The organism is Klebsiella sp. F11 (assembly GCF_056712265.1).
This window is the reverse complement of sequence record NZ_CM160060.1, coordinates 1,600,303-1,623,547: the sequence shown is the minus strand read 5'-3', so window position 1 is coordinate 1,623,547 and position 23,245 is coordinate 1,600,303. Positions and strand designations below refer to the sequence as shown.

Sequence of the window (23,245 nt, the reverse complement as noted above, 5' to 3'; positions counted from 1 at the left end):
TGACCTGATAACAGTTTTAACTAATTTTTTACATTAAGCCAATCGGGGAAGCAAAAAAGTGCGAGCCAAAACACATTGAAAGGAGAAGATAACGCCCCGCTGAAAGGGGGCGTCAGAGCGGAATTAACGCAGGCCGAGCTGGAAAATCAGGGTTTCCGCTTCGCAGCAGAAGACAAAATCGATATCCAGCTGCACGCCGCCTGCAACATCGCTAAAGGCCGGGGTAATTTTGCACGGTTCAGATTCCACGCCGCGGGCCCTTTCAGTCAACGCCGCCAGGGTTTCGTCTGCTTCAGCGCGGTTGGCAAACACGCGGCTGTAGGAGGCGGTGCAATCGGTGTTGTCCATAATGGTGCCAACATCCATACAGCAGCAAACCGGGGTTTCATCTGCACTAACTTTACTCATCGTAGATTTCCTCTGTATATGCACGCAAGGTGCCAGACAAATAGTAGGCCTATTTTACGCCCGGCCGGGGAGTGCCTCCAGTCGTTAATGATGACAACGGCGCTAAGTGACCGAAATCACACTTAAAAATGATCCAAAACAAGAATTACCCGAATCGGACACCCGGGTTGAGGGCAATTTTGCCGGCTGGATCGCGTTTTTCGTATCACAATTGAAAAATCTCATAAACAAACTTGCAACATCTTATCTGGTCAGACCTATACTCAGCGCACTGGTCTGATTTCTCTGTCGTAAAGCAGACCCTACACTTCGCGCTTCTGTTACGGCATGTAACATAGTTTGTATAAAAATAACTCAATGAGGTTATGGGCATGAGCCAGAAAACCCGCTTTACCCAATCTGCCCTCGCAGTGGCTGTAGCACTTGTTTCCACCCAAGCTTGGTCAGCAGGCTTCCAGTTAAACGAATTCTCTTCATCAGGTCTGGGCCGCGCCTATTCCGGTGAAGGCGCAATTGCGGACGATGCGGGCAATGCCAGCCGCAACCCGGCATTGATTATGATGTTCGATCGCCCAACGATGTCCGCCGGTGCGATATTCATTGATCCCGATGTGAATATTTCCGGCAAGTCGCCATCTGGCAAAAGTCTGAATGCTGACAATATTGCCCCAACCGCCTGGGTGCCGAATTTACATTACGTCGCTCCGATTAACGAGCAGTTTGGTTGGGGGGCTTCCATTACCTCTAACTACGGTCTGGCAACCGAATACGCCGACGATTACGCTGCTGGTACCATGGGCGGTAAAACAGATTTGACAACCGTCAATCTAAACCTGAGCGGTGCCTATCGCCTTAACGACAACTGGAGTTTTGGTCTTGGCTTTGATGCGGTCTACGCCAAGGCTAAAATTGAACGTTATGCTGGCGATGCCGGCATGCTCGCTGCGGGCCAGATTATGCAGCAGGTGCCTAACTTACCAGCTCCTGCGCGGCCAGCGGCAATTGCCAAAGCGCAGCAGCTTGCAGCGATACCAGCGGATCAACAGATTGCTCGCCTGAAAGGTGATAAATGGGGATTTGGCTGGAACGCGGGTATTTTGTACGAAGTGGACAAAAACAACCGCTACGGCCTAACCTACCGGTCTGAAGTTAAAATCGATTTCGACGGTGATTATCGTAGCAATATGAATACGGCTGTCCCGGGGTTCCCTTACCCAACCGGCGGCTCGACAATCCCGGGCTCTTTGACGCTGAATCTGCCTGAAATGTGGGAGTTGTCAGGTTACAACCGCGTCGCGCCAAAATGGGCCGTACACTATAGCCTTGCTTATACCAGCTGGAGCCAGTTCCAGGAGCTGAAAGCGACCGGCAGCAACGGCCAAACGCTGTTCTATAAAGACGAGAGCTTTAAAGACGCCTACCGCATCGCGCTGGGTACCACCTATTACTACGACGATAACTGGACCTTCCGTACCGGTATCGCCTTCGATGATAGCCCGGTACCGGCAGCCACTCGCTCTATCTCCATCCCGGATCAGGATCGTCTGTGGCTGAGCGCAGGTACCACCTACGCCTTCAACAAAGATGCATCCGTAGACGTTGGCGTATCCTACATGCACGGCCAGCACGTGGAAATCAAAGAAGGTCCTTACACCTTCCGTTCCGAAGGCAAAGCCTGGCTGTACGGCGCGAACTTCAACTACCGCTTCTGATAAGCTGCCGGCATAAAAAAGGGTGAACATCATGTTCACCCTTTTTATTTATAGCGACCGGTTACTGTGAGTCGATATCCTTCAGATCGCCCTGAATCGCCTGGGCGTTCGGATTATCCGCCGGCGTGAGCTTACCGCCATTGGCGATAAAGTCGTGGCGCTGGAAGTAGGCCTCACGCACCAGGATATACGGGTCTGAGGACTGGCGCAGCAGGCCATCGGAATCCAGCAGCTGGGCGCGGGTCTCGACCCCTTCAACCGCCCATTTACCGATAGACATCGGCCAGGTCAGCCAGGAGAGCACCGGATACAGCCCATCGGCCATATCGCCGCCTTCATCACGCAGCGTAAAGCTACCGTAGAACGGCAGCTGCAGGTACGGGCCATAGCCAACGCCGTAGTGGCCCAAAGTGCTACCAAAGCGATGCGGTTCGACGCGCTGCAGCTGCGGATTCGCCATCCCGGCGACGTCAATCAAACCGCCCATCCCGAGGATGGTGTTGAGGAAGAAGCGGGTAAAGTGGATCATACCTTTATAGGGATCGCCCTGCAGAAAGTAGTTTGCCATCACCGCCGGTTCTTCAAGGTTGCTGGTAAAGTTACTCAGCCCGTTACGCGCCGGCTGCGGGACATAGTCACGCCATGCCACGGCTACCGGACGCAGGACGTACGGATCCACCACGTTAAAGTTGAAGTTGAACATCGTACGGTTAAACCCTTCAAGCGGGTCTGAACGCCCCTGCGGCGAATCGCCAGGGCTGGAACTGGCACATCCCACCAGCAGTGTGGCGCCGAGCGCAAGCGCCGACAGGCGATAATTCATAGGTGTGTCTCCCTGTTAATTTTGGCTATCGCTGTGGGTCATCCGGGGACTGCAGCCTCCATGAAGATATCGCCCGAAGCAAGGTGCACTCTGGTGCCTGCTTTCAGCATAGCCCTCTTTGGTATTAAGTATTGCGTCCTGATTCTATACATATTTTGCAATATCCGTATTGCTATTCTTGTCATTGGCTAAAAAATAGGAGGTTCACCAGCACCATACGCCAAAAATATCTCTACGCTTATGATAATGAAAAATCATTGAGGGAAACGGCATGATTTCATCCCCAAAGCCCCCAAAATCGCCCGATCGCCACGACAGCGAAGAGATGGCGGTTGAGAGCGACGAGAAACAGCAGGGCGAGGAAATAGAGGTTGATGAGGATCGCCTGCCCTCACGCGCCATGGCAACGCACGAAGAGATCCGCCAGGAGGGGGAGAAGGAGCTTGAGCGCGACGGCATGGCGCTGCTGTGGTCTGCGGTCGCTGCGGGCCTGTCGATGGGCGCCTCGCTGGTCGCCAAAGGGATTTTTCACGTTCATCTTACCGACGTAGCGGGCGGGTTCTTACTGGAGAATCTGGGCTACACCTTCGGTTTTATCATCGTTATCATGGCTCGCCAGCAGCTGTTTACCGAGAATACCGTGACCGCCGTGCTGCCGATCATGCATAAGCCCACTCTCGGTAACATCGGCCTGTTATTACGTCTATGGGGCATCGTGCTGGCGGGAAACCTCATCGGCACGGCACTCGCCGCGTGGGCCTTTGATGTGATGCCAATATTTGACCCTGCCACCCGCGACGCCTTTGAGAAAATCAGCCTGAAGGTCATGCAGAACACGCCGGGCGAAATGTTTGCCAACGCGATTATTTCCGGCTGGCTGGTGGCAACGATGGTGTGGATGTTTCCCGCCGCCGGGGCGGCAAAAATCGTGGTCATTATTATGATGACCTGGCTTATCGCGCTCGCCGATACCACCCATATAGTGGTCGGCAGCGTCGAGATATTTTATCTGGTCTTTAACGGCTCGCTACCGTGGCAGGAGTTCATCTGGCCTTTCGCCCTGCCGACGCTGGCCGGCAATATCTGCGGCGGGACGTTTATTTTCGCCCTGCTCAGCCACGCCCAGATCCGCAACGACATCAGTAACGAGAAAAAAGCGCGGGCCACAGCCAAAAAAACGCCCTAAGTGGCGATAGATTAAGCAGTCAGCCGATAGCGGCTTAACCTGTAAGGAAAAAAACGCTATAATCCCGCCGCTTCGTCCCCTTAGTTAAATGGATATAACGAGCCCCTCCTAAGGGCTAGTTGCAGGTTCGATTCCTGCAGGGGACACTTCTTCACAGTTCGCTCCGATTCGCTACAGTTCGCAAAATCCCCCTCATAGCAAGCTCTCCACAAAAAACGCAGTTCGCCATAGTTCGACTCAGATCGTTGACAGCCGCACTATTCAGCGGGTAAAAAACGAGTAAATAATTTTACCCACCGGAATTTTACCCATGCTTACCATCAAGCAGATCGACGCGGCAAAGCCGAAAGATAAGCCATACCGCCTGCTGGACAGCAACGGCCTGTACCTCTACGTACCCGTATCCGGCAAAAAGGTATGGCAACTGCGCTATAAGATTGATGGCAAGGAAAAGGTTTTAACAGTCGGAAAGTACCCATTGATGACACTGCAGGAGGCGAGAGATAAAGCGTGGCTTGCAAGGAGGGATGTTTCGGTAGGGTTTGACCCGGTCAAAGCGAAAAAACTTTCCGTTAAGGACAACTCATTTTCTTCTATCTACCAGGAATGGTTCGATCACAAAAAACAGGTATGGTCCGCCGGCTACGCCGATGAATTATCTCGCATGTTCCGGGATGATATTCTGCCTATGATCGGCAGTCTGGAAATTCAGGATATCGAGCCACTACAAATTCTTGAGGTTATCAGGCGATTTGAAGACCGCGGGGCAATGGAGCGCGCCAATAAAGCACGGCGCCGATGTGGGGAGGTTTTCAGGTATGCGATAGTCACAGGCAGGGCCAAATACAACCCGGCTCCTGACCTTGCTGATGCGATGAAGGGATACAGAAAGCAGAACTATCCTTTCCTGCCTGCAGACCAGATACCGGCATTCAACAAGGCCCTGTCAGGTTTCTCAGGAAGCATAGTTTCGAAGATTGCTACTCAGGTTTTGCAATACACTGTGCTCCGCACCAAAGAGCTCAGGTCTATGCAATGGGCGAACGTCGATTTTGAAAACAGGATGATTACTATCGACGCCGCGGTGATGAAAGGCCGACGCGTCCACGTTGTGCCTATGTCGGATCAGGTAATCAATCTGCTAAACGCACTGAAGCCAATAACCACCCCGATATCGGATTTCGTTTTCGCCGGCCGCAACGACAAAAAGAAGTCCATCAGTGAAAATGCCGTTCTGCTTGTCATACGGCAGATAGGATATGAAGGACTGGCTAGCGGCCACGGATTCCGCCACCAGTTCAGCACAATTATGAACGAGCATGAATGGCCGGCTGACGCGATAGAGAAACAACTAGCGCACGCTAATAGCGGCTCCATCCGCGGAATCTATAACCACGCCCAGTACATCGACAAGCGAAAAGAAATGATGCAGTGGTGGGCGGATTATTTAGATGGAAAGGTGGCGTGATGCCACCTTGGTCATACCGGGCAGTCATCCCTACGCAGGTCGTTGACGGTGAACGTTACGACGCCGAACACTTCGACACCATCACCCTCGATCGCCTTATCGTCTCAACTTGCCCGCCCTTGAGCTCTGCTTTCGTTGTCTGTCGGGGAACATTAAAATATTTAATGAGTCATTAATCACACTTCAGGTGTAAATTAGTGGATATTATTACTATTTACATGGATTAACTGACAGTGAAAGGTTTTCTGGTTCTTCCCTTGTTGCTGATTTCATTGATATTAATTTTTAACGCCTTTATCAAAACACCTTCAGTAGAGGTCGTCAGAAAAAAATGTATGTGGTTTGACGGTGTAATGCTCTCGTGTATGAAAAACTACAAACTGGATGAAGACCGGTAAATTTAACCACAGGTTAGGCTCCAGTTATTGTGTGTAGCATATTTGATTGTCGAATTCGACACCGCCTTTCTCTGGGCGGTTTAATCTTCATCGTTGAGGCTCTCTTGTGGGATTACAAACAACCTTCACCTGCATGCTGGTTCTGTTGGCAATGAGTTTACTCATCCCCTGAACTTAATGCTTCGACTTTCATCATGCAGTATTGTTAAATAATAAGACAGCCAGCAATGATGTTCTGAGCATCAGACCGGCGACTGATAAGGAAATCGCGAAGGAGTTTGTCGAGACTACTCTGAAAGATTCCTAGGAGACGGCGGACGACTGGTTTGTACGCTGATTAGCTTCTAAAGTATTCAGTGATGCCTGTTCTGCCCGAAGGCATTATCCCCGCCCGGCAGCTCTTGCATACGGCTGTCGGGCGGGCTCAATCCTCAGGACCAGTTCAGGAGAGGTTGTGCCTGTCAATTTTTGTGACAGGCGCTATGATGCTGCTGATTATTTAGCAAGGAGATATTGCTGAACGGCGATATGCTCAGCTGTAGATAAAGCTCCATTAATCAGGATGACTGAGCGGACATCACTGCTTAATGATGTTGCGTTGTTGTCTTGTTTTCTTCCAATGAGTACATTTTTAGTTCCAGCTGCACGCTCTCCGCCCAGACCTACAGCAGTAGAATCATATTGCTGAGTATCCGGGTTATAGACGGCAACAGTCACCGTACCATTGCGGATGAAGGCTGTAAAAGCACAGTAATCGCCAACCGCGATTGATGACGGGAAATCAACATCAGCAATAGTCGTCTGAGCAACCCCGGAATTTTGTGCAGCAGCTCGTAGTTGTCCGGCGGCGCTAACCCCAACAGCAAAACCGATTCCGTCTGAACCGGAACCGCTGAAATCGCTGATAAAATACAGACTACCGGATGGTACCGCTGGACGTTTAAAACACCCGCCAACGGTGAGCTGCAATGCGGCTTTTTCATTCGTATCAAGATAATTATCAGCACTCACGGAAACATAGCCTTTGCTGCTGGCCAGTGAACCAGTTATTTTTGCTGGATTTTCGGGATTAAAGCTATTGTTCGCGACATCTGTTACATCCTGACCAAAGTAGTACCCAGCATAGGGCGTTGCAGTACTTAAACCAGGAAAATCCTTAAACCAGTTTTTCACTGTAAAATCAGCCAGCGTTTTCATACCAGAAATAACCGGCAATTTCCCGTCGATATAGATAGAAGTGATTGACATCAGTTATTCCTCAAAAAAGTTTTTTTTTATGCTTTTGGTCAAAACGAAAGCGCCAAGATTGCTCAGGTGCAAAGTGTCTTCCCACGCCCCATTAGAATTGCTGTAGGTTTTGGGGAAAATTTTATAGCCACTGATATAGCTGCAGTTCGTTTCAATGGCGATATCGCGCATTTCATTATCATAGTCAGACAGAGCAGGAACCCCTGTCGCATTTGATTGCGCTGGAGATATCAGGCAGATACATACGCCTGGGATTGCTTGCTGATACTGCGTAATGATCTCCGTGATACCTTCGCGATACTGGTCCAGTCCCTTGCTCTTCCTGAAGTCATTTGTCCCGAGGATAATGAATAACAGATCGATATCCAGATACTGAGCGGTAGGCTTTATCCAGTTTGACCAGTTAAGGTAATCGCCTGCTGTTGAAGCGCCGTTCCCCATGCGAGAAATTGTCACCCCGGAAGCCACTCCGGAATCCTTACCATACATACCAAAGATTGAAACTAACCCGTTACCTACGGTGGTGATCATGACTGTGTGGGCTGCTGAGGTCAGGCCTGATAAATCATATTTTTTACCCTGCCCGGTATTGGTACCGGCAATCGTTGCCACTGTAGTGCCGTCAACAATCAGGTTAAAGCTGCCGGTGCCATCGTAATAAAAAAGTGAAAGTTCGGTAGCCTTCACGCCTGACCAGGTCATTGTGGCCACAGAACCGGTGTTATACATCGCGTTTCCGTCCGGACCACAACCATATGCCGGCGGAGCGTTATTGTGCTCGTTGTCACCATCATAAATTGTGAAGCCGGTAGAGGAGAGCGTAATCCCGGCCATCACGGCATCGGGACGCGTAGATACGCTAATCCAGCCAGGGTCTTTATACGACCCACCCAACATACTGATTAGTGATTTAGGAATGGTGTTTTTTTCTGTCCAGGAGTCACCAGTGAAAGCCACGTTAACGCTCGGTGCTTCGGAATTAAAGACCAGGCCTTTCTTGAAAAGGAATTTAAAAATATCCCCTTCAATATATTTTGAGTCCGCTCCGCCGGCTGCACTAATGATTGCCTGAAGAGTTGGCCCGAACCCTGCGGCGTCTATTCTTCCATTATCCAACCAGAAGGGAACATTGCCATCTTCGTCATAAATCAAGGGGAAATATGATGTGTTGTAATCGAGTTGGTTGATCATTTTACTAACCAGTAGGTTAGGTATTGATGCTACGGCTTCTTTGAGTTGAGGCCCGAACCCTGCGGCGTCCAACAGACTGTTAACCAACCACAAAGGAACGTAGCCATCTTTGTCGTGAAATAATGGGATCATTTCTGGAAGGTAGTCTCCGGGAGTGAGTCTGGCATCTATTTTATTATCTACTGTTAAATCCGATGGCATCTGGCGCCCGGTAGCTTCCAGGGTACCACCGTTGTTGATGTACTCGTCTGCCAGAGAACTCCCGTCGGCGCTACGTACATACGTGGTAGAGCCATCGGGGATATTCGCAATATCAGCCTGCGCCGCCTCAAGTGTCATGTACTGCCGGCTTAGGGGGATCAGGTTCTGCCGGGTTTCCTCTACGACCGTATCGGCATCAGCTAACACTTGATCAAGTGTGTCATCAACATTTTTATCTATGCCCGCCATTGTCTTACGGACAATTCCGGCGCGCGTTGTCAGCTCTTCCTCTTCGCTATTAACGAACTCATCGACAGACAGCATGTTGTCCCATGCATTAGGCATGGAAGCTGACGGTACTGGATCACCGGTATTATATTTACTCATGGTCGCCCCAATAAAAAAACCAGCCATGAGGCTGGTTTGAGTGCAGGTAATTTCGGAGGTTAGCTTGCGCTATTTATTTTTGAAAAATCTTTATCGTCATAAAACAGACCATCAGTCTCGTTATAAAACATTCCAGACTGACAAAAAATTTCACTGGAATATTCAATAATCTGCAATCCTTCCAGCGAATAACCACTTTCGGCAACAATGATATTAATCACCCGCCCATTATCCACGACAGCACAGTTACCAGGCATTATGAGAACTCCTCAATAATTACATAGCCGTTAGCGCCTTTACCTGACGATCGAGCAACAGTATCGTAAGACGCACCGGCGCCACCTGCTCCGGGAAAAAATCCATCATCGCCTGAAGAGCTGACATGAGGCAGCCCCCCGTAACTGCTATGAGATGCACCACCAGTCCCCCCGAGGCTCCCGACAAACCCCTGGCCGCCCTGTCCCGTAACAGAGAAAATAGTCCCCACAGATGGGGCGCCAGGAACGCCGCCTGCGGAGTTTCCTGTTGAGTTTCCGCCCTTCCCGCCTCCCGCGCTTATCCCAAGAGCTGCCAGCGTCGTGTCACCACCATTCCCGCCATCTCCTGCAGAGTTAGCTGCAACTGCCGAGCCGCCAGCGCCGATGACGATACTGTCACCAGAGATAGCCGAAATGTCATATAGCCCCTCAACATAAGCCCCACCGGCACCGCTTGCAGCACCGGTTCCTGCTGTGGCAGTACCCTGACCACCTCCGCCAGCACCCCAGGCTTTAACCCTGGCCTTTTTGGCTCCAGCCATCTTTGTCCAGGTGCCGCTCGCGGTGAATACCTGAACATTCAGCAAGCGCCCTTCTGCGTGGGTGTTAAGAGCTGACTGGAGAATACTAAGCAGCAACGCTGTATCACCACCATCCAGAACATCGCTACCAGTGCTGTCTGCCATAAACTGTGCCAGAACAGCGGCAATCGTTGAGGACTGCCTCAGGGCTTTATTCACCTGAGCAGATGATGCTTTGCCAGACATAAATCCCGAAGCCAGCGCAGATAAAACCTCATAATCAGCCTGCGAAAGTACGTTTGCACCACTGCCGATAGCAAAGGCCTTGAAATTGTTAATAGCCATTAAAGTTGTTCTCCCCATGCGCCTTCATCAAATCCAGCGATATATTCATTTTCAATATCGAAACCAAAAAACTGATAACTATCGATCGTGGTTTCTATATCCCGGACACGAACCCCGGCAGCCTTTATCGTCATGTATCCATTTTTTATTGCCCACCAGAGCTCGCTATTTATCTGGTCTATCGGGTTTAGGTCATATCTGGAAGGAACATACCCAGGAGGCAAAGTAATAAACGGACCGCGATTAACAGCGCTATCCAGGATAAGCCTGTCGATTTCACTCATAGCCACCGCAGGGTCACCGAGTATCCAGATAGAAATCGACATATCCTGGTTATCTATAATCGCCATACGAATGCCTGATCCGGATAACGCTTCATCCAGAATAGCTGGCAGAGAATCGTTCTGGCCGTTCCAGTTATTTATCGCCACTTTCACCTTTAGCATTAGCCGGTATATTTCATCACTCAGATCAATAAACCCGTCGTCAGGGTCGTATGGCCCCTGCCAAACTCCCTGATCCCATCCAACGCGTTCGGTATCCCACGAAAAATAAATACCGGTGACTGGTGTAGACACTCGACGCGATCTCCCTACCCATTCACCAATGGCATCAAGCTGTGTACCTACCGCGCTATCAATATCAAAAGCAGAGATGAGACCAGAAACCACTGTCGATACATCAGTGAGAGGCCTGGTAGACAGGTCAACGTGAGCGAAGAACCCTGGCTTTCCAGCGTGATAGTTGGTAATCAGATCGGTGTATTTGCTCATGGCACCACCAGATTGATATTGCTGACGCTGCAGGATGCTGACTGGTCAAACGCGATAACAACATTAGCCGCAGCCACTTCGTCTGCTGATATGCCTATCAGGAGCTCGGTGATGTCGTAATAACGCGCGTTCCCGCCGCTGACGACGCCAAGGTTTGCCGGAGAATAAACGCGGCTCAACCGCACGCTGGCACCAATAGCCAGAGAGTTAATATACGCCGTGATGGCCGACTTAATTTCCTCACCGACCTGTGAGGTATATCCCGTCAGCGGGTCGATGGTGATTTTGACAAAAATCGGCACATCGACCGGGCGGGAGAATCCCACATTGTGAGGGTTGCCGTATTTATCCAGAACAGTGATTACCGTACTACCATATGGAGTGGTTCCCTGTCCTTTCACGCCCCGGATGGTATCGGCGATAACCGTAGCATCTCCACCCTCTACGATCGCTGCAATGGAGTGCGGCGGCAGCCCGTTTGCATCCGGAACATCTTTATCGTTCTCATAGAGCTTGTGACGGGTCACGCCTTCAACGTTGGCAATCGCACCATCGACCGCATCAAACGGCGTGAGAGAGGCCAGCGCAACGCTTTGCGACTGCCTCACCCGTAGCTCGGCGTCAGTCTCTGCGGCGATACCAACGGTGGCCGCCAGCGGGTTAGTTACAGAAGCCCACCCGCGAGTCGGCGTATTGATGCCGCTTACCGACCCGGCGACCGCAGAAACCGCCCCGCTATTCGCACACGTTGCCGTAGCGACCACGGTACCGTCAGTGCCGATCACCACCGTTGCCGGCAGATTCCAGATCACGCTATTGGTATCGCGTACCGAGCCGTTCGTGATGGTTGTACCGACGGTACCGGTCAGCAGCAGGTCAACAGTTGAATTCGTCGCTGCACGACGGGTGATGCCGTTAATTTTGACGTTGCTCGTCAGTGCGTCACCCAGAGCCGTCGCCGGCGAGAATGACCGGTAAACCGAAATGGCCGTGTTATTGGCGTCGTGGATAGCCAGAGCCACCAGCGCCACCATCTGGCCGTCTTTGCTGTCCGGTTCTAGGTAGGCATCATTGCCGTAAATCTGCTGGAAATAGCCGGTAATGGTGTCCAGCACGGTTTGATAGTCGGGCGCACTTATCCCCTCAGCGGTTACCGTTGCCGATAAGCCGAGTGTGTCGAGGTCCAAAGACATTACGCCTCCGAGGTTACTGTGGTTGTCCCGTAGATGGTTTCTACCGTTGCTGTGAACGTTACACGCCGCGTACGCCCGTCAACTTCGGTGTTAAATTCGGTGATGCCGCTGACGCCCTGTGTTTCCAGGATGCGCCGGCGGATAGCCAGGTTATAGGTGTCTGGCCGTTGTTTGCCGAGGACTGACTGAATCCAGGGCGTTCCCTCAGTTGTGTCGAGGAACCACTGACCATACCAGAGCAGGAAGCGCGTTTTTATGGCCTGCGCGACGGCCTCCGGAGAGTTCACCAGCCAGGTGTCATCACCCTGACCAAACGTGTAATCCCCGCCATCATCCTCGCGTCGGTATCTCATTGCGGCGCCCCCGTGCTACCACCGCCACGCTCAACGCCTCCGTGGGTATGGCCTATCTGGCTGATGCCGCCAGCGACCTGATCGCCAGTTGAGGTGATTTCGCCATTGACCTGCAGGGGCCCGTTAATGGTTATCTGCGGGCTGGTGATGGTTACTGCACCGCCGGCGGCCAGTTCAATGATTGCGGACCCGTCATCGGTACGCAGCTGCGCGGACTTAGTGCTGATGCCGCTGATTTTCTTCGCCTGCGACTGCGGGCCTACGATACAGAACGCATCCGAGAGATCGTGCATCCTCCCGTCTACCGGTTCCTGTATACCCCCGTTCTGCCACCAGAAATCAATGCAGCGGTCGGAAAAGGTAACCAGGCATTCATCGCCGGCGCTGATGGGAAATGTAAGCGTGCAGCCACCACCGCGGGGGAATATGACAGGGACATCCACAAGCAGCGGCAGGTTTACGGATACTTCGGCGCCAGAAGAGTCATGTTCAACGCCTTTAATTGCGGGCTGAATAACGGCGGTTACGGCGTCTGGATCAAACGACTGGATGATACCGGGAATGGATACGCGCATCGTGGACATGATCGCCTGCGCCAGCTGCGCGTCGGCCTGCTCTTTGCTGCCGAGCTGGGAGTTTAGTGCTACGGGCATTTGGGTTACTCCGGGCATTAAAAAACCCGCCGGAGCGGGTTAGTTGAATGTTCTATAAGTTACACTGTGCGATGGGTCACCTATGGTCCCATAGCACTCAATAGTGTGTGAGTCTCGGACATTGAAAGCATTAACCCCAGAATAATCAAGAGTGAAGTAATAGACTTGCTTTCCATTTGACCCTGTACATGATTCTGTGTAAATGCCTTTTCTCAGAAGTGACCGTCCAGACGGTCACCGAACTCGATAATAAAGCGGCTCATTGCCATACGCCAGTCCCTCAGCGGCATCGTCCATTTCTGTGATGCCGCCTGGATTGCCAGCCACACCACCTTTTTCACCGCGTCGTCTGTCGGGAATACCTTCCGTTTCTTGATTGCATGCCGGATCACGCTGTTCAGCGACTCGATGGCGTTGGTCGTGTAGATCACCTTGCGGATGTCTGCCGGGTAAGCGAAGAACGTCGTCAGGTTGGTCCAGTTTGCCTGCCAGCTCCGGCTTATCTGCGGGTAGCGGCTGTCCCAGGCACTGGAGAACGCTTCCAAAGCCTGCAAGCCGGCCTCTTCCGTGGCAGCCTGATAGATGGCTTTCAGGTCACGGGTCACTGCTTTGTAGTCCTTCCAGGAGACGAACCGCAGGCTGTTGCGCACCATATGCACGATACACAGCTGAATGCGGGCTTCCGGATACACCGCGTTGATGGCGTCGGGGAAGCCTTTCAGCCCGTCAACACAGGCGATGAGGATATCGTTCAGACCACGGTTTTTCAGCTCTGTCAGCACATTAAGCCAGAACTTCGCACCCTCATTTTCGGCCAGCCACATACCCAGCAGTTCTTTCTGGCCTTCGATATTGATACCCAGTGCCAGGAACACAGATTTGTTGATAACGCGGCTGTCCTGCCGGACTTTCAGGACGATACAGTCAAGATAAACAATGGGATAGACTGCATCCAGTGGACGATTTTGCCATTCGACAACCTGCTCAATGACAGCATCGGTGACCTTTGAGACCAGGGCCGGTGAGACATCCGCGTCATACAGCTCTTTGAACGCGGCGGCGATCTCACGGGTGGTCATCCCTTTGGCGTACAACGATAAAATTTGGTTATCCATCCCGGTGATCCGGGTCTGGTTTTTCTTTACCAGTTGCGGTTCGAAAGAGCCATCGCGATCGCGCGGTGTACGCAGCTCCAGCGGGCCATCGCCAGTGATAACTGTCTTTTGGGTATAGCCGTTGCGGGCGTTGGTCGCCGGTTTGGGCTGATGTTTATCGTAGCCGAGGTGATGGGTCATTTCGGCGTTGAGCGCCGCCTCAACACTGATTTTTTTGAGCAGGCGATCGAACTGGTTGAGATCGTCAGGGGTTTTGAGATTTTTGGCCAGTTCATTAGCCAGAGCCTGCAACTGTTTTTCGTCCATAAATTAACCTGTTTTTGATGTTGGATTGAACATATCAAAATCAGGCAATTACACAAATCTATGTACAGGCTCTTCCATTTTGGTTATCTACACCGCTATTGGTATTTTCAACTTCAAAAGAATCAGGATAGTTGAGAGAATTTTTTGCAATGTCTTTGCATGTAAATATCACATCATTTTGCAGCAAAACTTTTTCCGATAAAGGTTTTGGTTTTGCCTTTTCCTTCTCATCTGCCTGTTTTTTCTGGTAGTCGCGTCGCTCGGCTTCTGCTTTCTCCCGTCCATCCTCAATCGTTTTAATAAACAACTTATCATCCTGACTTAGGGATGATGGTTCCTTGTTTTTTAGTTCTTCATACTTTTTACTATCGTTCGAGTGGTTGCCGATTAAATATGCAACGACAACAATAACAGCCAAAACAATCTTCTTCCCTGTACTGACCGCCATTTATAACCTCCGACAAAACGCAATCCGTTATGTAACAATCATTTTATACGCTTGCAATCATAGGTCCAAAATTGCCGGGGATCATCCATATTTTTACGAACAACTTCAACGTTAAGGATGGCTTTGCCGTTGCGCTTAACGTAATCGAGACCGAGCCAGCGGCCAGTGTTGGCGTCAGGAAGCATCCATTGCATCATGACGTTATCGAAATCGTTTTTTTGCTTAAAAAATGACATTTTCTGAGTTGCCGGAGCCTGGCCGTTGATATGCATCAACCCATCGCTTTCACCCTTCAACAGAAAGGGCCCACACTGCGTAGCGGAAAATGCACCGCAGGAATAAAACAAAGTGACGCCAAGCAACAACTCCCAGCCTTTCATCATCCCACCTTATTTAACGTGCTTACAGATTGTAGCTCAGCAGCCCCCTTCGCAAGGCACAGCAGATCCATATACCACGCCTGCCCGCGAGTATCGCCAGTATAGTCAATGCTGCCGACAATGTAATCACCATCGGTATTGATTGCAGACAACTGTGCGCCTGGCAGCCCATCGACATAGATATTGCCATCCGTGGTGTTTTCGCCCAGGCGCCCCGGTGACTGTCCAACCTGGTCGTTGCCAAGAGCCACGCGGTACACTGACACCTGATCCAGCCGGATAAGGCCGCCCAGCTTAATGTTTGGGTTTATCAGACAGCGTACATTAACGCCGGCGCCCATTGTCTGCTGAGGCATGCCAATCAGGCCGGTATCGGCGTTGAGTACGATCGCCTCCTGAATATACTTATCTTCAGGAACGATATGCACCTGGTTGTTTTCGTACCACCAGTTGGCTTTGCACTGACCCGCCAGGCTGTACATCAGGCGGCCGGTGTTCTGGTAGATAGTGCGCCCGCGGGGAAAAATGGTTGCGCCAAAGTCCGGCCTGCTGCCTTCAGTTATGCCGTAAGGGCTCAGGGTCTGCATGCCGAGATCAAACAGGTCTGCATGCTTCCAGCCAGCCGCTACGGTCGTTTTTACGCTGGCGTTCAGGTGACCTTCCCAACCGTCAATACACTGAATGAGCACCCAACTGTCGGTTACGTTTTCCTTCCCTGTGATAGTAAACCGAATATCGCCATTGAAAATCAGTCCGATGTTTTTATCGGGATACTCCCCGCTCTCGTCAGCAATTCCGTTGTAACCGGCGATGACCCTTATACGGGTAAATTCCTTTCCCATTATTCGGTTCTGGGTTTCTGGCGCCAGATTGTAAATTTTGAAGTTACCCACAAAACCATTAAATATCGTGGCGGGCATCTTCTGGATGTTAAACGTCACTTTGAAATCTGACAGCGAAATTCCGTCGCCTTTATCATTGATAAGTTGCAGCTCGAAATGCCGCATCCAGTTTTGTGACATGATTACTCCGTTACCACGTATAGATGGCTTTTGATTCCGAGGTCTGTTTCCGTAGGGTTGTCGTTCGCCGTGTCATCACAGGCGACATAGAGCGAAAACCCCAAACCAAGAAAGCGGTACTGCGCCAGCAGGTCGGCGCCGGTGATCAGGGGTATGCCCTTAATCAGGTCGGCGCCGGCGCTGTCCATAATATCCAGACACCAGAACATCGCCCGCCAGGTAACAGCCATTTGAAAGCTCTTTCCCGCCAGAGCAACTGCGAACTGCTGGTTATCGGGTGACAATGGGATTTCTGATACAGCCATTTAACCTCCGGTGAAGAAACGTACACCCCGGCTTAGCAATGACTCATCCTTAGGCGTTGGAGTTTTCACGCCTGAGTTTTGGACTGCCGAGGTATTAGCCCCCTCTTTCATGTTTTCCTTTGCGGCCACACTAACTGTCTGCGTCTGGGTGGTGATGACCTCCCTTAGCGTAATGGTCGCCATCAGGACATTCTCGCTGGCGCGATCGGTAGTCACATCGAGGGAGCGAATTACCATATTGGTATACAGTCGCTTACCTGTGGTTACGTCGAGTAACTGCCTTTCCCGCTGCATTTTTAGAAGCTCTGCATAAACTTCCTTTGGCCCCATGCTATTGAGCGGCGTCGATAACCCAATGTTGCGGGTATCGTAAAAATCCAGCAGTGAACCGCCACCAGCAAAGCCAGTCTCCATTACAACTTCTGATGGTCGGCGATAGGCGTGATCGGAGATAAACCCGGTCCCGGCGGTGGTTGCCCTTTCCACCGGGTGCTCGGTTATTTCCAGTGCATCACTATGCCGTTCGGTAACCACCACGTCGGGGATCATCAGGCCAATTCGCCTGGTCTGCTGCTGGAATAGCGTAGAGAGAATATCCATCAGCTCGGCCCCCTCGCCAGTTGCTGAGTCGTGCGGGCGCTAACATTGCTCTGGTTATCAGCAACGATTTTACCCGCCTCGCGCGGGTCGCTCACGCCGGAGATATTGATAACGGTATTCTGGTTCACCGTTGCCCCTGCCGCCTGATGAGCCAGTGGGCTATTCCAGTTCGAATAGCCCTCCTTGCGAGCCATAGACTGCATCAGAGCCCCCATCGTATTTGGGTCTGACAGGTTAAGCGCTGCTGTTGGCGATACGCCCATCCATCCTGCGACCTGTCTGGCGTACTGCTGCGGGTTGTTATTGTCTCCCGCTGGCGCCCAGGTGCTGACGATATCCATGATGGTCTGCAGGCGGCGGCCGGTGGTTTTTCCTGTGAAGTAGCGCATCAGCTGGTTTTTCATTGCAGTCCAGCCGTGGAGAGCATTCTCGAAGGTGCGGAAGCCCCCGCCGCCCACGGGGCGGATGTTACCGGGGTTGTTGTTGCGATCAGCCAGAGTGTTGCCCGTCCCGCCTGGAATATCCGGCTGGATATTGGAACCATGAACAATACTCGTCTGAGTTTCTCCGGCGCCGGCGCCTGGCGTCTTGCCCTGTTGCCATATCGCGATACCCAGGCGCTTCACTTCGCTCCAGTTACCTTCGTTGATGGCATTCAGCAGATCGCCGATCATGCTCAGCATCTTGCTGAACTCCCCCATCTGCATGATGAAGTTATCGAAGTCCCATTTCAGTGACCAGGCTTTCGGGTCTATGCCAAGCAGCTTTGCGATTGAGTTGGTAAGGTCAGAAACCGTATTGCGCAGCGACCTAATAAACTTCTCTGCGTTGTCGATCTCCGTCTTCCACTTGCCCCAGTCAACCAGGCTTTTCCCGCCCTCCCTCCAGGTCTGGTAGTCCTCCCAAAGCAGTGCTACAGCAGCGGCTAGACCGAGAACCCACGTAATCGGGGATGCGAGCATTGCGCGGTTCAGTAGCCACCACGCGGCAGTCAGCGCACCCAGCAGCTCTATCAGCTCCTGCGACTGTTTATCGAGAGAATCCCACCAGCTGCTGATACTCTGGCCCAGTTGAATGAGGCGGTAAATTACCCGCCCCACCATCTCACCAGCCCAAAGGATGCCCTTAACCGTCGCGGTGATTGCCCCTTCGATTTTTGGGAAGTTATCCAGGATCTGGCGACGCAGCCGATCCAGTGACCCGGCCAGACCATCAGCCAGGTTAGAGCCGATTTTGTCTCGTGCCATGCCAACCATTTCACCGAACGAGCGCAGCGACGTCATGAATTTATTTGCGCTAACAGCGGCCGTGTTTGCGTTATAGCCGATCGCCTTCGCCATTGCGGTGTATTCAGCGCTGAACTGACCAATCCCCCGCCGCATTGCCATGAGGGTATTTTCATCAATACCCAGCATCTGCGCGTACTGATTAGCTCGGTAGTACGGCATGCTGCTGAGACGCTGGCCGACGCCGGTAAAGATCGTCGCCATGTCCCGCATGTTGCCTTTAGCATCGCGCGTCTGCACACCCAGGCGATTCAGGAAACCTTCGGCGCCGGGATTGTTACGCACGAACCGTGATAGGTTTTCCAGGGAGCCGCGGGCTGCGTCCACGCTGCCGCCCATCTGGCTTACGGCGTAACCTATCTGTTTGATGCCCTGCACCGTTGCGCCGGTACGCTGAGAGGCCCAGTACAGGTTATCGAGGCTACTGGCTATTTTAGCGGTGAACGCCACAACTGAAGCCGCCGCCAGTTCAACTTTAGTACCGAGCTCGATCGCCTTCAGCGTCGTCCCTGCAACCACGGCATCAAATTTTCTGGCGCCTGCCTCGTCAACCTTGAACCCAAGCGAGATCAGAAAGTCCTTGAGCGTTTCAGCGTTCATTAGCCTCTCTCCATTTCGCTATGCGGTAATCGTTATCGGCTTTGAGGTCCAGCCAGTCATTCATGCGGGCGACGTCGGCCAGGTCGACCGAACCGTCCTTCAATGCGGTATAAGGAATGTACCCGGCTTCCACCGGGCGCATCAGGAAGCTTTCGCCTTCCGGCAGGGATTCCAGCGTTAAGCCTGCGGCGACGGGTCCGCCTTCTCGCTGTCTGGGAGTTCTTTCAAAAAATTTCCCAGGCTGTCGGCGACCACCCGCGCCACCAGCTGCAGCATCGTAAACAGGTCGATATCGTCGAACATCAGCGCGCCCTGGTCGAAAACCTTCACCCACCCTTTTTGATGCTGGCGATTGACTACGCTCAGGCACGGATAGATCACCGCGTTAACGTCTTCATCTGGCAGCGCGGACAGCGTATCGGCAATTTTCGGCAGCACGCTTTCCAGCACGGCACCGGAGTTACCGGCGGCCGCCTGCGCCTTCAGTGTCGAGAACTCGCTTACCAGACCGGCCAGCACCGGCAACAACTTACGGCTTACCTTCAACTGCTGGAAAACGTCGAGTTTGGCGGTACGGTAGTTAACGCCTTTGATTTCAAATTCCATCGGTTAGAACTCCCCCAGCAGCTGGTCGATTTTGATGCAGTCGAATACCCACGACACCGTATTGCCAACTTTGGCGTTAGCGTGATCCGGCTGTTTCTGGAACGCGCATCCGCGGGCGGTCGAGATATCGCCGGATGCTTTGTTTCGCACGACGATAACGTTGTTGCCCCAGGTGGCGGAGGACTGACTCTGTGCGTTGTACATCAGGGACAGCTTTTTGTTTACCGGGGAGGTTTTCAACAGAGTGACGGTGATTGTGCCGCTTTTGCCGCTGTGCAGGCTGTGCATGCCTTCGCCGTCTGCACCGATGGTCATGGTGTTTTTTGCCTCGGTCATCGTAACCGTGATGCCCTCTTCGGAGTTCGCCGAGCCGTAGCCCAGATCGATACTTCCGGTCGGGCCGGTAAGGGAGGCCGAGACGTCAATAAAGCTGTAGGTATTTCCCATTTATTCCCCCTTAACGAACCACGTTGATCTGTACGTCGCCATAATGAATGGCGCCCGCAAGCTTAATCGCCGCCTGAATCACCGGCGACTTACGCGCTTCCCTGTCGGATTGTGCCTGGTTGGCTACCGCGTCGGCGTAGACGTAGTAACCCTTGGTCAGCGTGTCACCGGATTCAATCTGGCCAATCGGGCCACCATTCCAGACGCCCGGAGCAATCAGGCCGTTATTCACCGCCTGATCCAGCGACGCTTCGACGTTGGTCATTAACCGGGTAACGCCGGCATCGGTCTGCGGAATTTTGGTGGTCGAGGTGTACAGCAGGTTAAAGAGATTGGTCTGAACGTAGTTTTGCAGCCAGTCCAGCCCGTGGCGCTCGTCGAAGAAGTCGCCGTTAGCCATTACACCCTGCTGGATAATCGCCGTATCGTTGGCGTAGTAGACGTAGACGTTACCGTTAATGGCATCAATGGCGGCTGCCTGTGCGGTCGTCAGCGTCTCGTACGTCACGCCAGGCTCGGTTTTGAACTTCAGGGTGATAGTGGTGTTGTTGCCTGTGAAATTCACCGTAAACGCACGACCGAAGGCCGAGATAGCGGCATATTTGCTGCTGGTACTGTACTGCCATAACGTACGGGAGTAGCCCGCCGCCTTCAGCTTGTAGCCGATATTGTCGGTATTACCGGATACCAGCACATTCGCGTCATCAGTGGTAACGGCCAGAATGCGGCTCAGACTGGAAGCCTCGATCGCCGCGGACACCGAAATCACATCCGCTTCAACCAGATCAGCGCTATCTGCAATCGCCAGACCGTACCAGTTGGTGTATTGCAGTGAGGCATTAACCGCCTGCAGCAGGGTTTCTACCGTACCTGCTTCACCCTCCGCCAGCGTTTTCGCCCAGCGGCCGATATAGACCAGCGTTGGTTTTGGTGACTGTGAAAAGAAGATGGTCGCCGCCTCGTACTCGGGAGAGTCGACACCAAAATCATCACCGATATCCTCAATGGCTGAATACTGGCGAATACGCTCAGTGACCGGGATAACCGTAGAGGTACCCAGAATGAGGAGCGCCCCGAAGTTACGCCCCGTTGCCGCTACCGGTGACATGATGACGTCAACGTTAACGACATTGGAAACAGGTAAGCCCTGTGCCATGTTTTAATCTCCAAAGAATTGCACTGGCGCGTCGACCAGCGATTTAATGCCGTACTGGCGGATGATTTTGCGGCGCAGGTCAACGCTGATATCGTAGCGGCGTACCCACTGGTTATTGATGAGTTCGGGCAGATTGAGCAGTCGCCCCTGCTGCAGGAACGTCAGACCGACGCGGTTCAGTTCGTCGTTGTTCTGAGCAACCAGCAGGCCATCACGAAAGCGTGTGGCCGTCGCCAGCCCCTTCGGGCCATAAAAACAGAGGATCAGGCTGATGGTTTCATGCGACCACTGCTCGGTGTTCTCTTCGCCCTGCACGTACGCGGGGTTGAAGTCCTCCTGGATGCCGTTAATACCGAACGCGCACCAGGTGGCGCCGTTTTTGGGTATCTGCTTTTGCGGGTCGGTCCAGCGCGGGTAAACCAGCGTGGCAGCCAGCCCGGTCACGCCCCGTATCCAGCGACTGATTAGCCGTTCCAGATCTTCATCGTAGGGCGGCGAATCTCCGACTGGAGTCAGGTAACCCGCCGTAGTGCTGTCGTTACTCAATTGGCGTTCCCCCGTCGAATTCCATCAACTCACAATGCGCCTGAACGAAACCGGCGCCGTATGCCGTGTACGGGTCGACAAAGGTCACGCGGTACTCTCTCCCCCTGTACGTCACAGCGTCAGCGTCTAACCCAGGCTGGCCCTGCGTCAGGCGGAATTGCGTCACGATGAGTATAGCCCCGTTGATGTTCTGTCCGGCGGCCATGCGCTTCGCTTCCAGAGAGCGGTCGACGGTCACCACCCCGGAGAACGGGATATTCTGAGGTGTATTGACCGTGAAGTTATCCGCGTCAACCGTCTGCACCTGCCGGTGACATACCAGCGTCAGATCGACAAAATCCGGGTCCAGCAAAACCTCTGTCACATCGAGAAAAGGCATTATTTCTTCCTCACGACACAGGTGATCGAGTCCATCAGGCTGTGCGTGTCATACAGGGGTTTGAAGTCCTGCCCGTTCCTGCGGCGCTTAGCCTTCGTTTTCTCAGATAAGGGGGCCAGACGGTCACCGGCACCAATCACAGCCTTTGCCGCCATCTGCGCAATCTGCCCTGCGGCTTCAAGGTGTTGTTCTGCCATCGCTGCGTTACCCTCAAGCGCAGCCTGTGCGGCGAGTTTTAACCGCTCCGTGGTTTTGTCCCGTGAATCCTCAATCCCCATGTCGAGAAAAGGCCGGGGTCGCAGCGTCACGGTCTGGCCGTCAATCTCCACGGTCGCGCCAGTGGACTGCAGGTAACCAATTTCGGCGTTGCTCAGTGGCGAATCATCGCGCGGTGGACTCGCCGGGATACCGACCAGCACATCAGTGCCGGACAGCTTATTCAGCGCATCCAGAACGGCAGCGTAATTGTCTGAGCGTATCGTAAGTCCACTTCTCACAGCTGTATCCCCCCGGCACCAAACATCGTTATCAGCTGCCAGAATTCAGCGCCATAGCGGCTGTTATTCCAGAAACCGGCGTCGGGATTAAGCGTCGCGCTGGCATCGTAGCTGACAGAGACTTTATCCACTGATTTGGCCGTCGCCACGCCGCTGTTTGCCCCACCGGCAGTCCCCGCCGCCACGCCACGCATATCGGCAGCGTACAGATACAGATAATGCGCGACGAACAATCCGGCAAAGTAGGGAAACAGTTCTTTACCCGTGATTTTCTCGCTCAGCAGGTGGTCAGCCAGGTTAAGCCGGAAGGTCACCTGTGCATCCGGAAAGGTCGTGGTGCCGGCAAACTGCGGGAAATCACGCCGGAAATCCGCCACGCCCGGAAGCGTTGTGTTTCTGCTCATCACTCCCCCTGAAAGCCCCCGGAGGGGCTGC

The 23,245-nt window shown here is 52.7% G+C and carries 28 protein-coding genes, 1 tRNA gene and 1 pseudogene; 5 read left to right on the top strand and 25 right to left on the bottom strand.

Features of this window, described 5'->3' with window-relative positions:
* Window positions 1-123 precede the first annotated feature (123 nt).
* Complete coding sequence (locus tag AC1M2H_RS08200; RefSeq protein WP_480150979.1) at window positions 124-408, bottom strand: YfcZ/YiiS family protein; 285 nt, start codon at window positions 406-408, stop codon at window positions 124-126.
* 371 nt (window positions 409-779) lie between these two features.
* On the opposite strand from AC1M2H_RS08200, the gene fadL reads away from it, so the two are divergent.
* Window positions 780-2,120, top strand: coding sequence for a long-chain fatty acid transporter FadL (gene fadL, locus AC1M2H_RS08195; protein WP_480150978.1), 1,341 nt, complete (start codon window positions 780-782; stop codon window positions 2,118-2,120).
* A gap of 61 nt (window positions 2,121-2,181) precedes the next feature.
* Here the strand turns inward: fadL and mlaA are convergent, their stop codons facing one another.
* Window positions 2,182-2,943: a phospholipid-binding lipoprotein MlaA gene (gene mlaA, locus AC1M2H_RS08190; protein WP_480150977.1), complete on the bottom strand. Its 762-nt coding sequence runs from the start codon at window positions 2,941-2,943 to the stop codon at window positions 2,182-2,184.
* Between the two features lie 271 nt (window positions 2,944-3,214).
* Between mlaA and AC1M2H_RS08185 the strand changes: the two genes are divergently transcribed.
* From AC1M2H_RS08185 to AC1M2H_RS08170, 4 genes and pseudogenes are all read left to right on the top strand, one after another.
* Window positions 3,215-4,129 (top strand): formate/nitrite transporter family protein, encoded by a 915-nt coding sequence (locus AC1M2H_RS08185; protein ID WP_480150976.1) that lies wholly within the window; start codon window positions 3,215-3,217, stop codon window positions 4,127-4,129.
* A 74-nt stretch (window positions 4,130-4,203) separates the two neighbouring features.
* Window positions 4,204-4,275: transfer RNA gene (locus tag AC1M2H_RS08180), tRNA-Arg, on the top strand.
* Window positions 4,276-4,439: 164 nt separating this feature from the next.
* Window positions 4,440-5,597: a tyrosine-type recombinase/integrase gene (locus AC1M2H_RS08175; RefSeq protein ID WP_480150975.1), complete on the top strand. Its 1,158-nt coding sequence runs from the start codon at window positions 4,440-4,442 to the stop codon at window positions 5,595-5,597.
* Between the two features lie 612 nt (window positions 5,598-6,209).
* Window positions 6,210-6,302: pseudogene (locus AC1M2H_RS08170) on the top strand (DinI-like family protein); the annotation flags it as partial.
* A 188-nt stretch (window positions 6,303-6,490) separates the two neighbouring features.
* On the opposite strand, the gene AC1M2H_RS08165 reads toward AC1M2H_RS08170, so the two are convergent.
* From AC1M2H_RS08165 to AC1M2H_RS08055, 23 genes are all read right to left on the bottom strand, one after another.
* A complete protein-coding gene (locus tag AC1M2H_RS08165) occupies window positions 6,491-7,243 on the bottom strand; it encodes a hypothetical protein (protein ID WP_480150974.1) in 753 nt (250 codons plus the stop codon).
* 3 nt (window positions 7,244-7,246) lie between these two features.
* On the bottom strand, window positions 7,247-9,049 hold the full coding sequence (locus tag AC1M2H_RS08160) for an SGNH/GDSL hydrolase family protein (RefSeq protein WP_480150973.1): 1,803 nt from the start codon (window positions 9,047-9,049) through the stop codon (window positions 7,247-7,249).
* Window positions 9,050-9,081: 32 nt separating this feature from the next.
* Window positions 9,082-9,279, bottom strand: coding sequence for a hypothetical protein (locus tag AC1M2H_RS08155; RefSeq protein ID WP_480150972.1), 198 nt, complete (start codon window positions 9,277-9,279; stop codon window positions 9,082-9,084).
* Complete coding sequence (locus AC1M2H_RS08150; protein ID WP_480150971.1) at window positions 9,279-10,145, bottom strand: hypothetical protein; 867 nt, start codon at window positions 10,143-10,145, stop codon at window positions 9,279-9,281. The genes AC1M2H_RS08155 and AC1M2H_RS08150 overlap by 1 nt, the downstream gene beginning before the upstream one ends.
* The gene (locus AC1M2H_RS08145; protein ID WP_480150970.1) at window positions 10,145-10,918 is read right to left on the bottom strand and encodes a baseplate wedge 1 family protein; all 774 of its coding nucleotides are present in this window, start codon (window positions 10,916-10,918) and stop codon (window positions 10,145-10,147) included. Before AC1M2H_RS08145 ends, AC1M2H_RS08150 begins: the two co-directional genes overlap by 1 nt.
* Window positions 10,915-12,111 carry a baseplate J/gp47 family protein gene (locus AC1M2H_RS08140; RefSeq protein WP_480150969.1) on the bottom strand — a complete coding sequence of 399 codons (1,197 nt, stop codon included), beginning with the start codon at window positions 12,109-12,111 and terminating at the stop codon, window positions 10,915-10,917. The genes AC1M2H_RS08145 and AC1M2H_RS08140 overlap by 4 nt, the downstream gene beginning before the upstream one ends.
* Window positions 12,111-12,464 carry a contractile injection system sheath initiator gene (locus tag AC1M2H_RS08135; protein ID WP_480150968.1) on the bottom strand — a complete coding sequence of 118 codons (354 nt, stop codon included), beginning with the start codon at window positions 12,462-12,464 and terminating at the stop codon, window positions 12,111-12,113. Before AC1M2H_RS08135 ends, AC1M2H_RS08140 begins: the two co-directional genes overlap by 1 nt.
* Window positions 12,461-13,117, bottom strand: coding sequence for a Gp138 family membrane-puncturing spike protein (locus AC1M2H_RS08130; protein ID WP_480150967.1), 657 nt, complete (start codon window positions 13,115-13,117; stop codon window positions 12,461-12,463). The genes AC1M2H_RS08135 and AC1M2H_RS08130 overlap by 4 nt, the downstream gene beginning before the upstream one ends.
* 212 nt (window positions 13,118-13,329) lie before the next feature.
* The gene (locus AC1M2H_RS08125) at window positions 13,330-14,538 is read right to left on the bottom strand and encodes an IS256 family transposase (protein ID WP_480149382.1); all 1,209 of its coding nucleotides are present in this window, start codon (window positions 14,536-14,538) and stop codon (window positions 13,330-13,332) included.
* 58 nt (window positions 14,539-14,596) lie between these two features.
* Complete coding sequence (locus tag AC1M2H_RS08120; RefSeq protein WP_480150966.1) at window positions 14,597-14,986, bottom strand: hypothetical protein; 390 nt, start codon at window positions 14,984-14,986, stop codon at window positions 14,597-14,599.
* A gap of 38 nt (window positions 14,987-15,024) precedes the next feature.
* Window positions 15,025-15,366 (bottom strand): hypothetical protein, encoded by a 342-nt coding sequence (locus AC1M2H_RS08115; RefSeq protein ID WP_064793747.1) that lies wholly within the window; start codon window positions 15,364-15,366, stop codon window positions 15,025-15,027.
* Complete coding sequence (locus AC1M2H_RS08110; RefSeq protein WP_480150965.1) at window positions 15,366-16,388, bottom strand: hypothetical protein; 1,023 nt, start codon at window positions 16,386-16,388, stop codon at window positions 15,366-15,368. Before AC1M2H_RS08110 ends, AC1M2H_RS08115 begins: the two co-directional genes overlap by 1 nt.
* A gap of 2 nt (window positions 16,389-16,390) precedes the next feature.
* On the bottom strand, window positions 16,391-16,693 hold the full coding sequence (locus AC1M2H_RS08105) for a phage baseplate plug family protein (RefSeq protein ID WP_480150964.1): 303 nt from the start codon (window positions 16,691-16,693) through the stop codon (window positions 16,391-16,393).
* A complete protein-coding gene (locus AC1M2H_RS08100; RefSeq protein WP_226323381.1) occupies window positions 16,694-17,293 on the bottom strand; it encodes a phage baseplate protein in 600 nt (199 codons plus the stop codon).
* On the bottom strand, window positions 17,293-19,179 hold the full coding sequence (locus AC1M2H_RS08095) for a hypothetical protein (protein WP_480150963.1): 1,887 nt from the start codon (window positions 19,177-19,179) through the stop codon (window positions 17,293-17,295). Before AC1M2H_RS08095 ends, AC1M2H_RS08100 begins: the two co-directional genes overlap by 1 nt.
* Window positions 19,169-19,321, bottom strand: coding sequence for a DUF6889 family protein (locus AC1M2H_RS08090; RefSeq protein ID WP_032409090.1), 153 nt, complete (start codon window positions 19,319-19,321; stop codon window positions 19,169-19,171). The genes AC1M2H_RS08095 and AC1M2H_RS08090 overlap by 11 nt, the downstream gene beginning before the upstream one ends.
* Before the next feature lie 35 nt (window positions 19,322-19,356).
* Window positions 19,357-19,785: a phage tail assembly chaperone gene (locus tag AC1M2H_RS08085; RefSeq protein ID WP_142970217.1), complete on the bottom strand. Its 429-nt coding sequence runs from the start codon at window positions 19,783-19,785 to the stop codon at window positions 19,357-19,359.
* Window positions 19,786-19,788: 3 nt separating this feature from the next.
* Window positions 19,789-20,232 carry a DUF3277 family protein gene (locus AC1M2H_RS08080; protein WP_480150962.1) on the bottom strand — a complete coding sequence of 148 codons (444 nt, stop codon included), beginning with the start codon at window positions 20,230-20,232 and terminating at the stop codon, window positions 19,789-19,791.
* Window positions 20,233-20,242: 10 nt separating this feature from the next.
* Window positions 20,243-21,388 carry a DUF3383 family protein gene (locus tag AC1M2H_RS08075; RefSeq protein WP_480150961.1) on the bottom strand — a complete coding sequence of 382 codons (1,146 nt, stop codon included), beginning with the start codon at window positions 21,386-21,388 and terminating at the stop codon, window positions 20,243-20,245.
* A 3-nt stretch (window positions 21,389-21,391) separates the two neighbouring features.
* The gene (locus AC1M2H_RS08070; protein ID WP_480150960.1) at window positions 21,392-21,934 is read right to left on the bottom strand and encodes a phage neck terminator protein; all 543 of its coding nucleotides are present in this window, start codon (window positions 21,932-21,934) and stop codon (window positions 21,392-21,394) included.
* On the bottom strand, window positions 21,927-22,313 hold the full coding sequence (locus AC1M2H_RS08065; RefSeq protein WP_480150959.1) for a head-tail adaptor: 387 nt from the start codon (window positions 22,311-22,313) through the stop codon (window positions 21,927-21,929). Before AC1M2H_RS08065 ends, AC1M2H_RS08070 begins: the two co-directional genes overlap by 8 nt.
* A complete protein-coding gene (locus AC1M2H_RS08060; RefSeq protein WP_480150958.1) occupies window positions 22,313-22,810 on the bottom strand; it encodes a hypothetical protein in 498 nt (165 codons plus the stop codon). The genes AC1M2H_RS08065 and AC1M2H_RS08060 overlap by 1 nt, the downstream gene beginning before the upstream one ends.
* Entirely contained in the window at window positions 22,807-23,214 is a 408-nt protein-coding gene (locus AC1M2H_RS08055) for a DUF4054 domain-containing protein (protein ID WP_480150957.1), read from the bottom strand. The genes AC1M2H_RS08060 and AC1M2H_RS08055 overlap by 4 nt, the downstream gene beginning before the upstream one ends.
* Window positions 23,215-23,245 lie beyond the last annotated feature (31 nt).

What these genes read in the sequence shown, in the direction of transcription:
- AC1M2H_RS08200 (WP_480150979.1), bottom strand. Translation starts at nt 408, where the DNA reads ATGAGTAAAGTTAGTGCAGATGAAACCCCGGTTTGCTGCTGTATGGAT.
- fadL (WP_480150978.1), top strand. Translation starts at nt 780, where the DNA reads ATGAGCCAGAAAACCCGCTTTACCCAATCTGCCCTCGCAGTGGCTGTA.
- mlaA (WP_480150977.1), bottom strand. Translation starts at nt 2,943, where the DNA reads ATGAATTATCGCCTGTCGGCGCTTGCGCTCGGCGCCACACTGCTGGTG.
- AC1M2H_RS08185 (WP_480150976.1), top strand. Translation starts at nt 3,215, where the DNA reads ATGATTTCATCCCCAAAGCCCCCAAAATCGCCCGATCGCCACGACAGC.
- AC1M2H_RS08175 (WP_480150975.1), top strand. Translation starts at nt 4,440, where the DNA reads ATGCTTACCATCAAGCAGATCGACGCGGCAAAGCCGAAAGATAAGCCA.
- AC1M2H_RS08165 (WP_480150974.1), bottom strand. Translation starts at nt 7,243, where the DNA reads ATGTCAATCACTTCTATCTATATCGACGGGAAATTGCCGGTTATTTCT.
- AC1M2H_RS08160 (WP_480150973.1), bottom strand. Translation starts at nt 9,049, where the DNA reads ATGGCTGGTTTTTTTATTGGGGCGACCATGAGTAAATATAATACCGGT.
- AC1M2H_RS08155 (WP_480150972.1), bottom strand. Translation starts at nt 9,279, where the DNA reads ATGCCTGGTAACTGTGCTGTCGTGGATAATGGGCGGGTGATTAATATC.
- AC1M2H_RS08150 (WP_480150971.1), bottom strand. Translation starts at nt 10,145, where the DNA reads ATGGCTATTAACAATTTCAAGGCCTTTGCTATCGGCAGTGGTGCAAAC.
- AC1M2H_RS08145 (WP_480150970.1), bottom strand. Translation starts at nt 10,918, where the DNA reads ATGAGCAAATACACCGATCTGATTACCAACTATCACGCTGGAAAGCCA.
- AC1M2H_RS08140 (WP_480150969.1), bottom strand. Translation starts at nt 12,111, where the DNA reads ATGTCTTTGGACCTCGACACACTCGGCTTATCGGCAACGGTAACCGCT.
- AC1M2H_RS08135 (WP_480150968.1), bottom strand. Translation starts at nt 12,464, where the DNA reads ATGAGATACCGACGCGAGGATGATGGCGGGGATTACACGTTTGGTCAG.
- AC1M2H_RS08130 (WP_480150967.1), bottom strand. Translation starts at nt 13,117, where the DNA reads ATGCCCGTAGCACTAAACTCCCAGCTCGGCAGCAAAGAGCAGGCCGAC.
- AC1M2H_RS08125 (WP_480149382.1), bottom strand. Translation starts at nt 14,538, where the DNA reads ATGGACGAAAAACAGTTGCAGGCTCTGGCTAATGAACTGGCCAAAAAT.
- AC1M2H_RS08120 (WP_480150966.1), bottom strand. Translation starts at nt 14,986, where the DNA reads ATGGCGGTCAGTACAGGGAAGAAGATTGTTTTGGCTGTTATTGTTGTC.
- AC1M2H_RS08115 (WP_064793747.1), bottom strand. Translation starts at nt 15,366, where the DNA reads ATGAAAGGCTGGGAGTTGTTGCTTGGCGTCACTTTGTTTTATTCCTGC.
- AC1M2H_RS08110 (WP_480150965.1), bottom strand. Translation starts at nt 16,388, where the DNA reads ATGTCACAAAACTGGATGCGGCATTTCGAGCTGCAACTTATCAATGAT.
- AC1M2H_RS08105 (WP_480150964.1), bottom strand. Translation starts at nt 16,693, where the DNA reads ATGGCTGTATCAGAAATCCCATTGTCACCCGATAACCAGCAGTTCGCA.
- AC1M2H_RS08100 (WP_226323381.1), bottom strand. Translation starts at nt 17,293, where the DNA reads ATGGATATTCTCTCTACGCTATTCCAGCAGCAGACCAGGCGAATTGGC.
- AC1M2H_RS08095 (WP_480150963.1), bottom strand. Translation starts at nt 19,179, where the DNA reads ATGAACGCTGAAACGCTCAAGGACTTTCTGATCTCGCTTGGGTTCAAG.
- AC1M2H_RS08090 (WP_032409090.1), bottom strand. Translation starts at nt 19,321, where the DNA reads ATGCGCCCGGTGGAAGCCGGGTACATTCCTTATACCGCATTGAAGGAC.
- AC1M2H_RS08085 (WP_142970217.1), bottom strand. Translation starts at nt 19,785, where the DNA reads ATGGAATTTGAAATCAAAGGCGTTAACTACCGTACCGCCAAACTCGAC.
- AC1M2H_RS08080 (WP_480150962.1), bottom strand. Translation starts at nt 20,232, where the DNA reads ATGGGAAATACCTACAGCTTTATTGACGTCTCGGCCTCCCTTACCGGC.
- AC1M2H_RS08075 (WP_480150961.1), bottom strand. Translation starts at nt 21,388, where the DNA reads ATGGCACAGGGCTTACCTGTTTCCAATGTCGTTAACGTTGACGTCATC.
- AC1M2H_RS08065 (WP_480150959.1), bottom strand. Translation starts at nt 22,313, where the DNA reads ATGCCTTTTCTCGATGTGACAGAGGTTTTGCTGGACCCGGATTTTGTC.
- AC1M2H_RS08055 (WP_480150957.1), bottom strand. Translation starts at nt 23,214, where the DNA reads ATGAGCAGAAACACAACGCTTCCGGGCGTGGCGGATTTCCGGCGTGAT.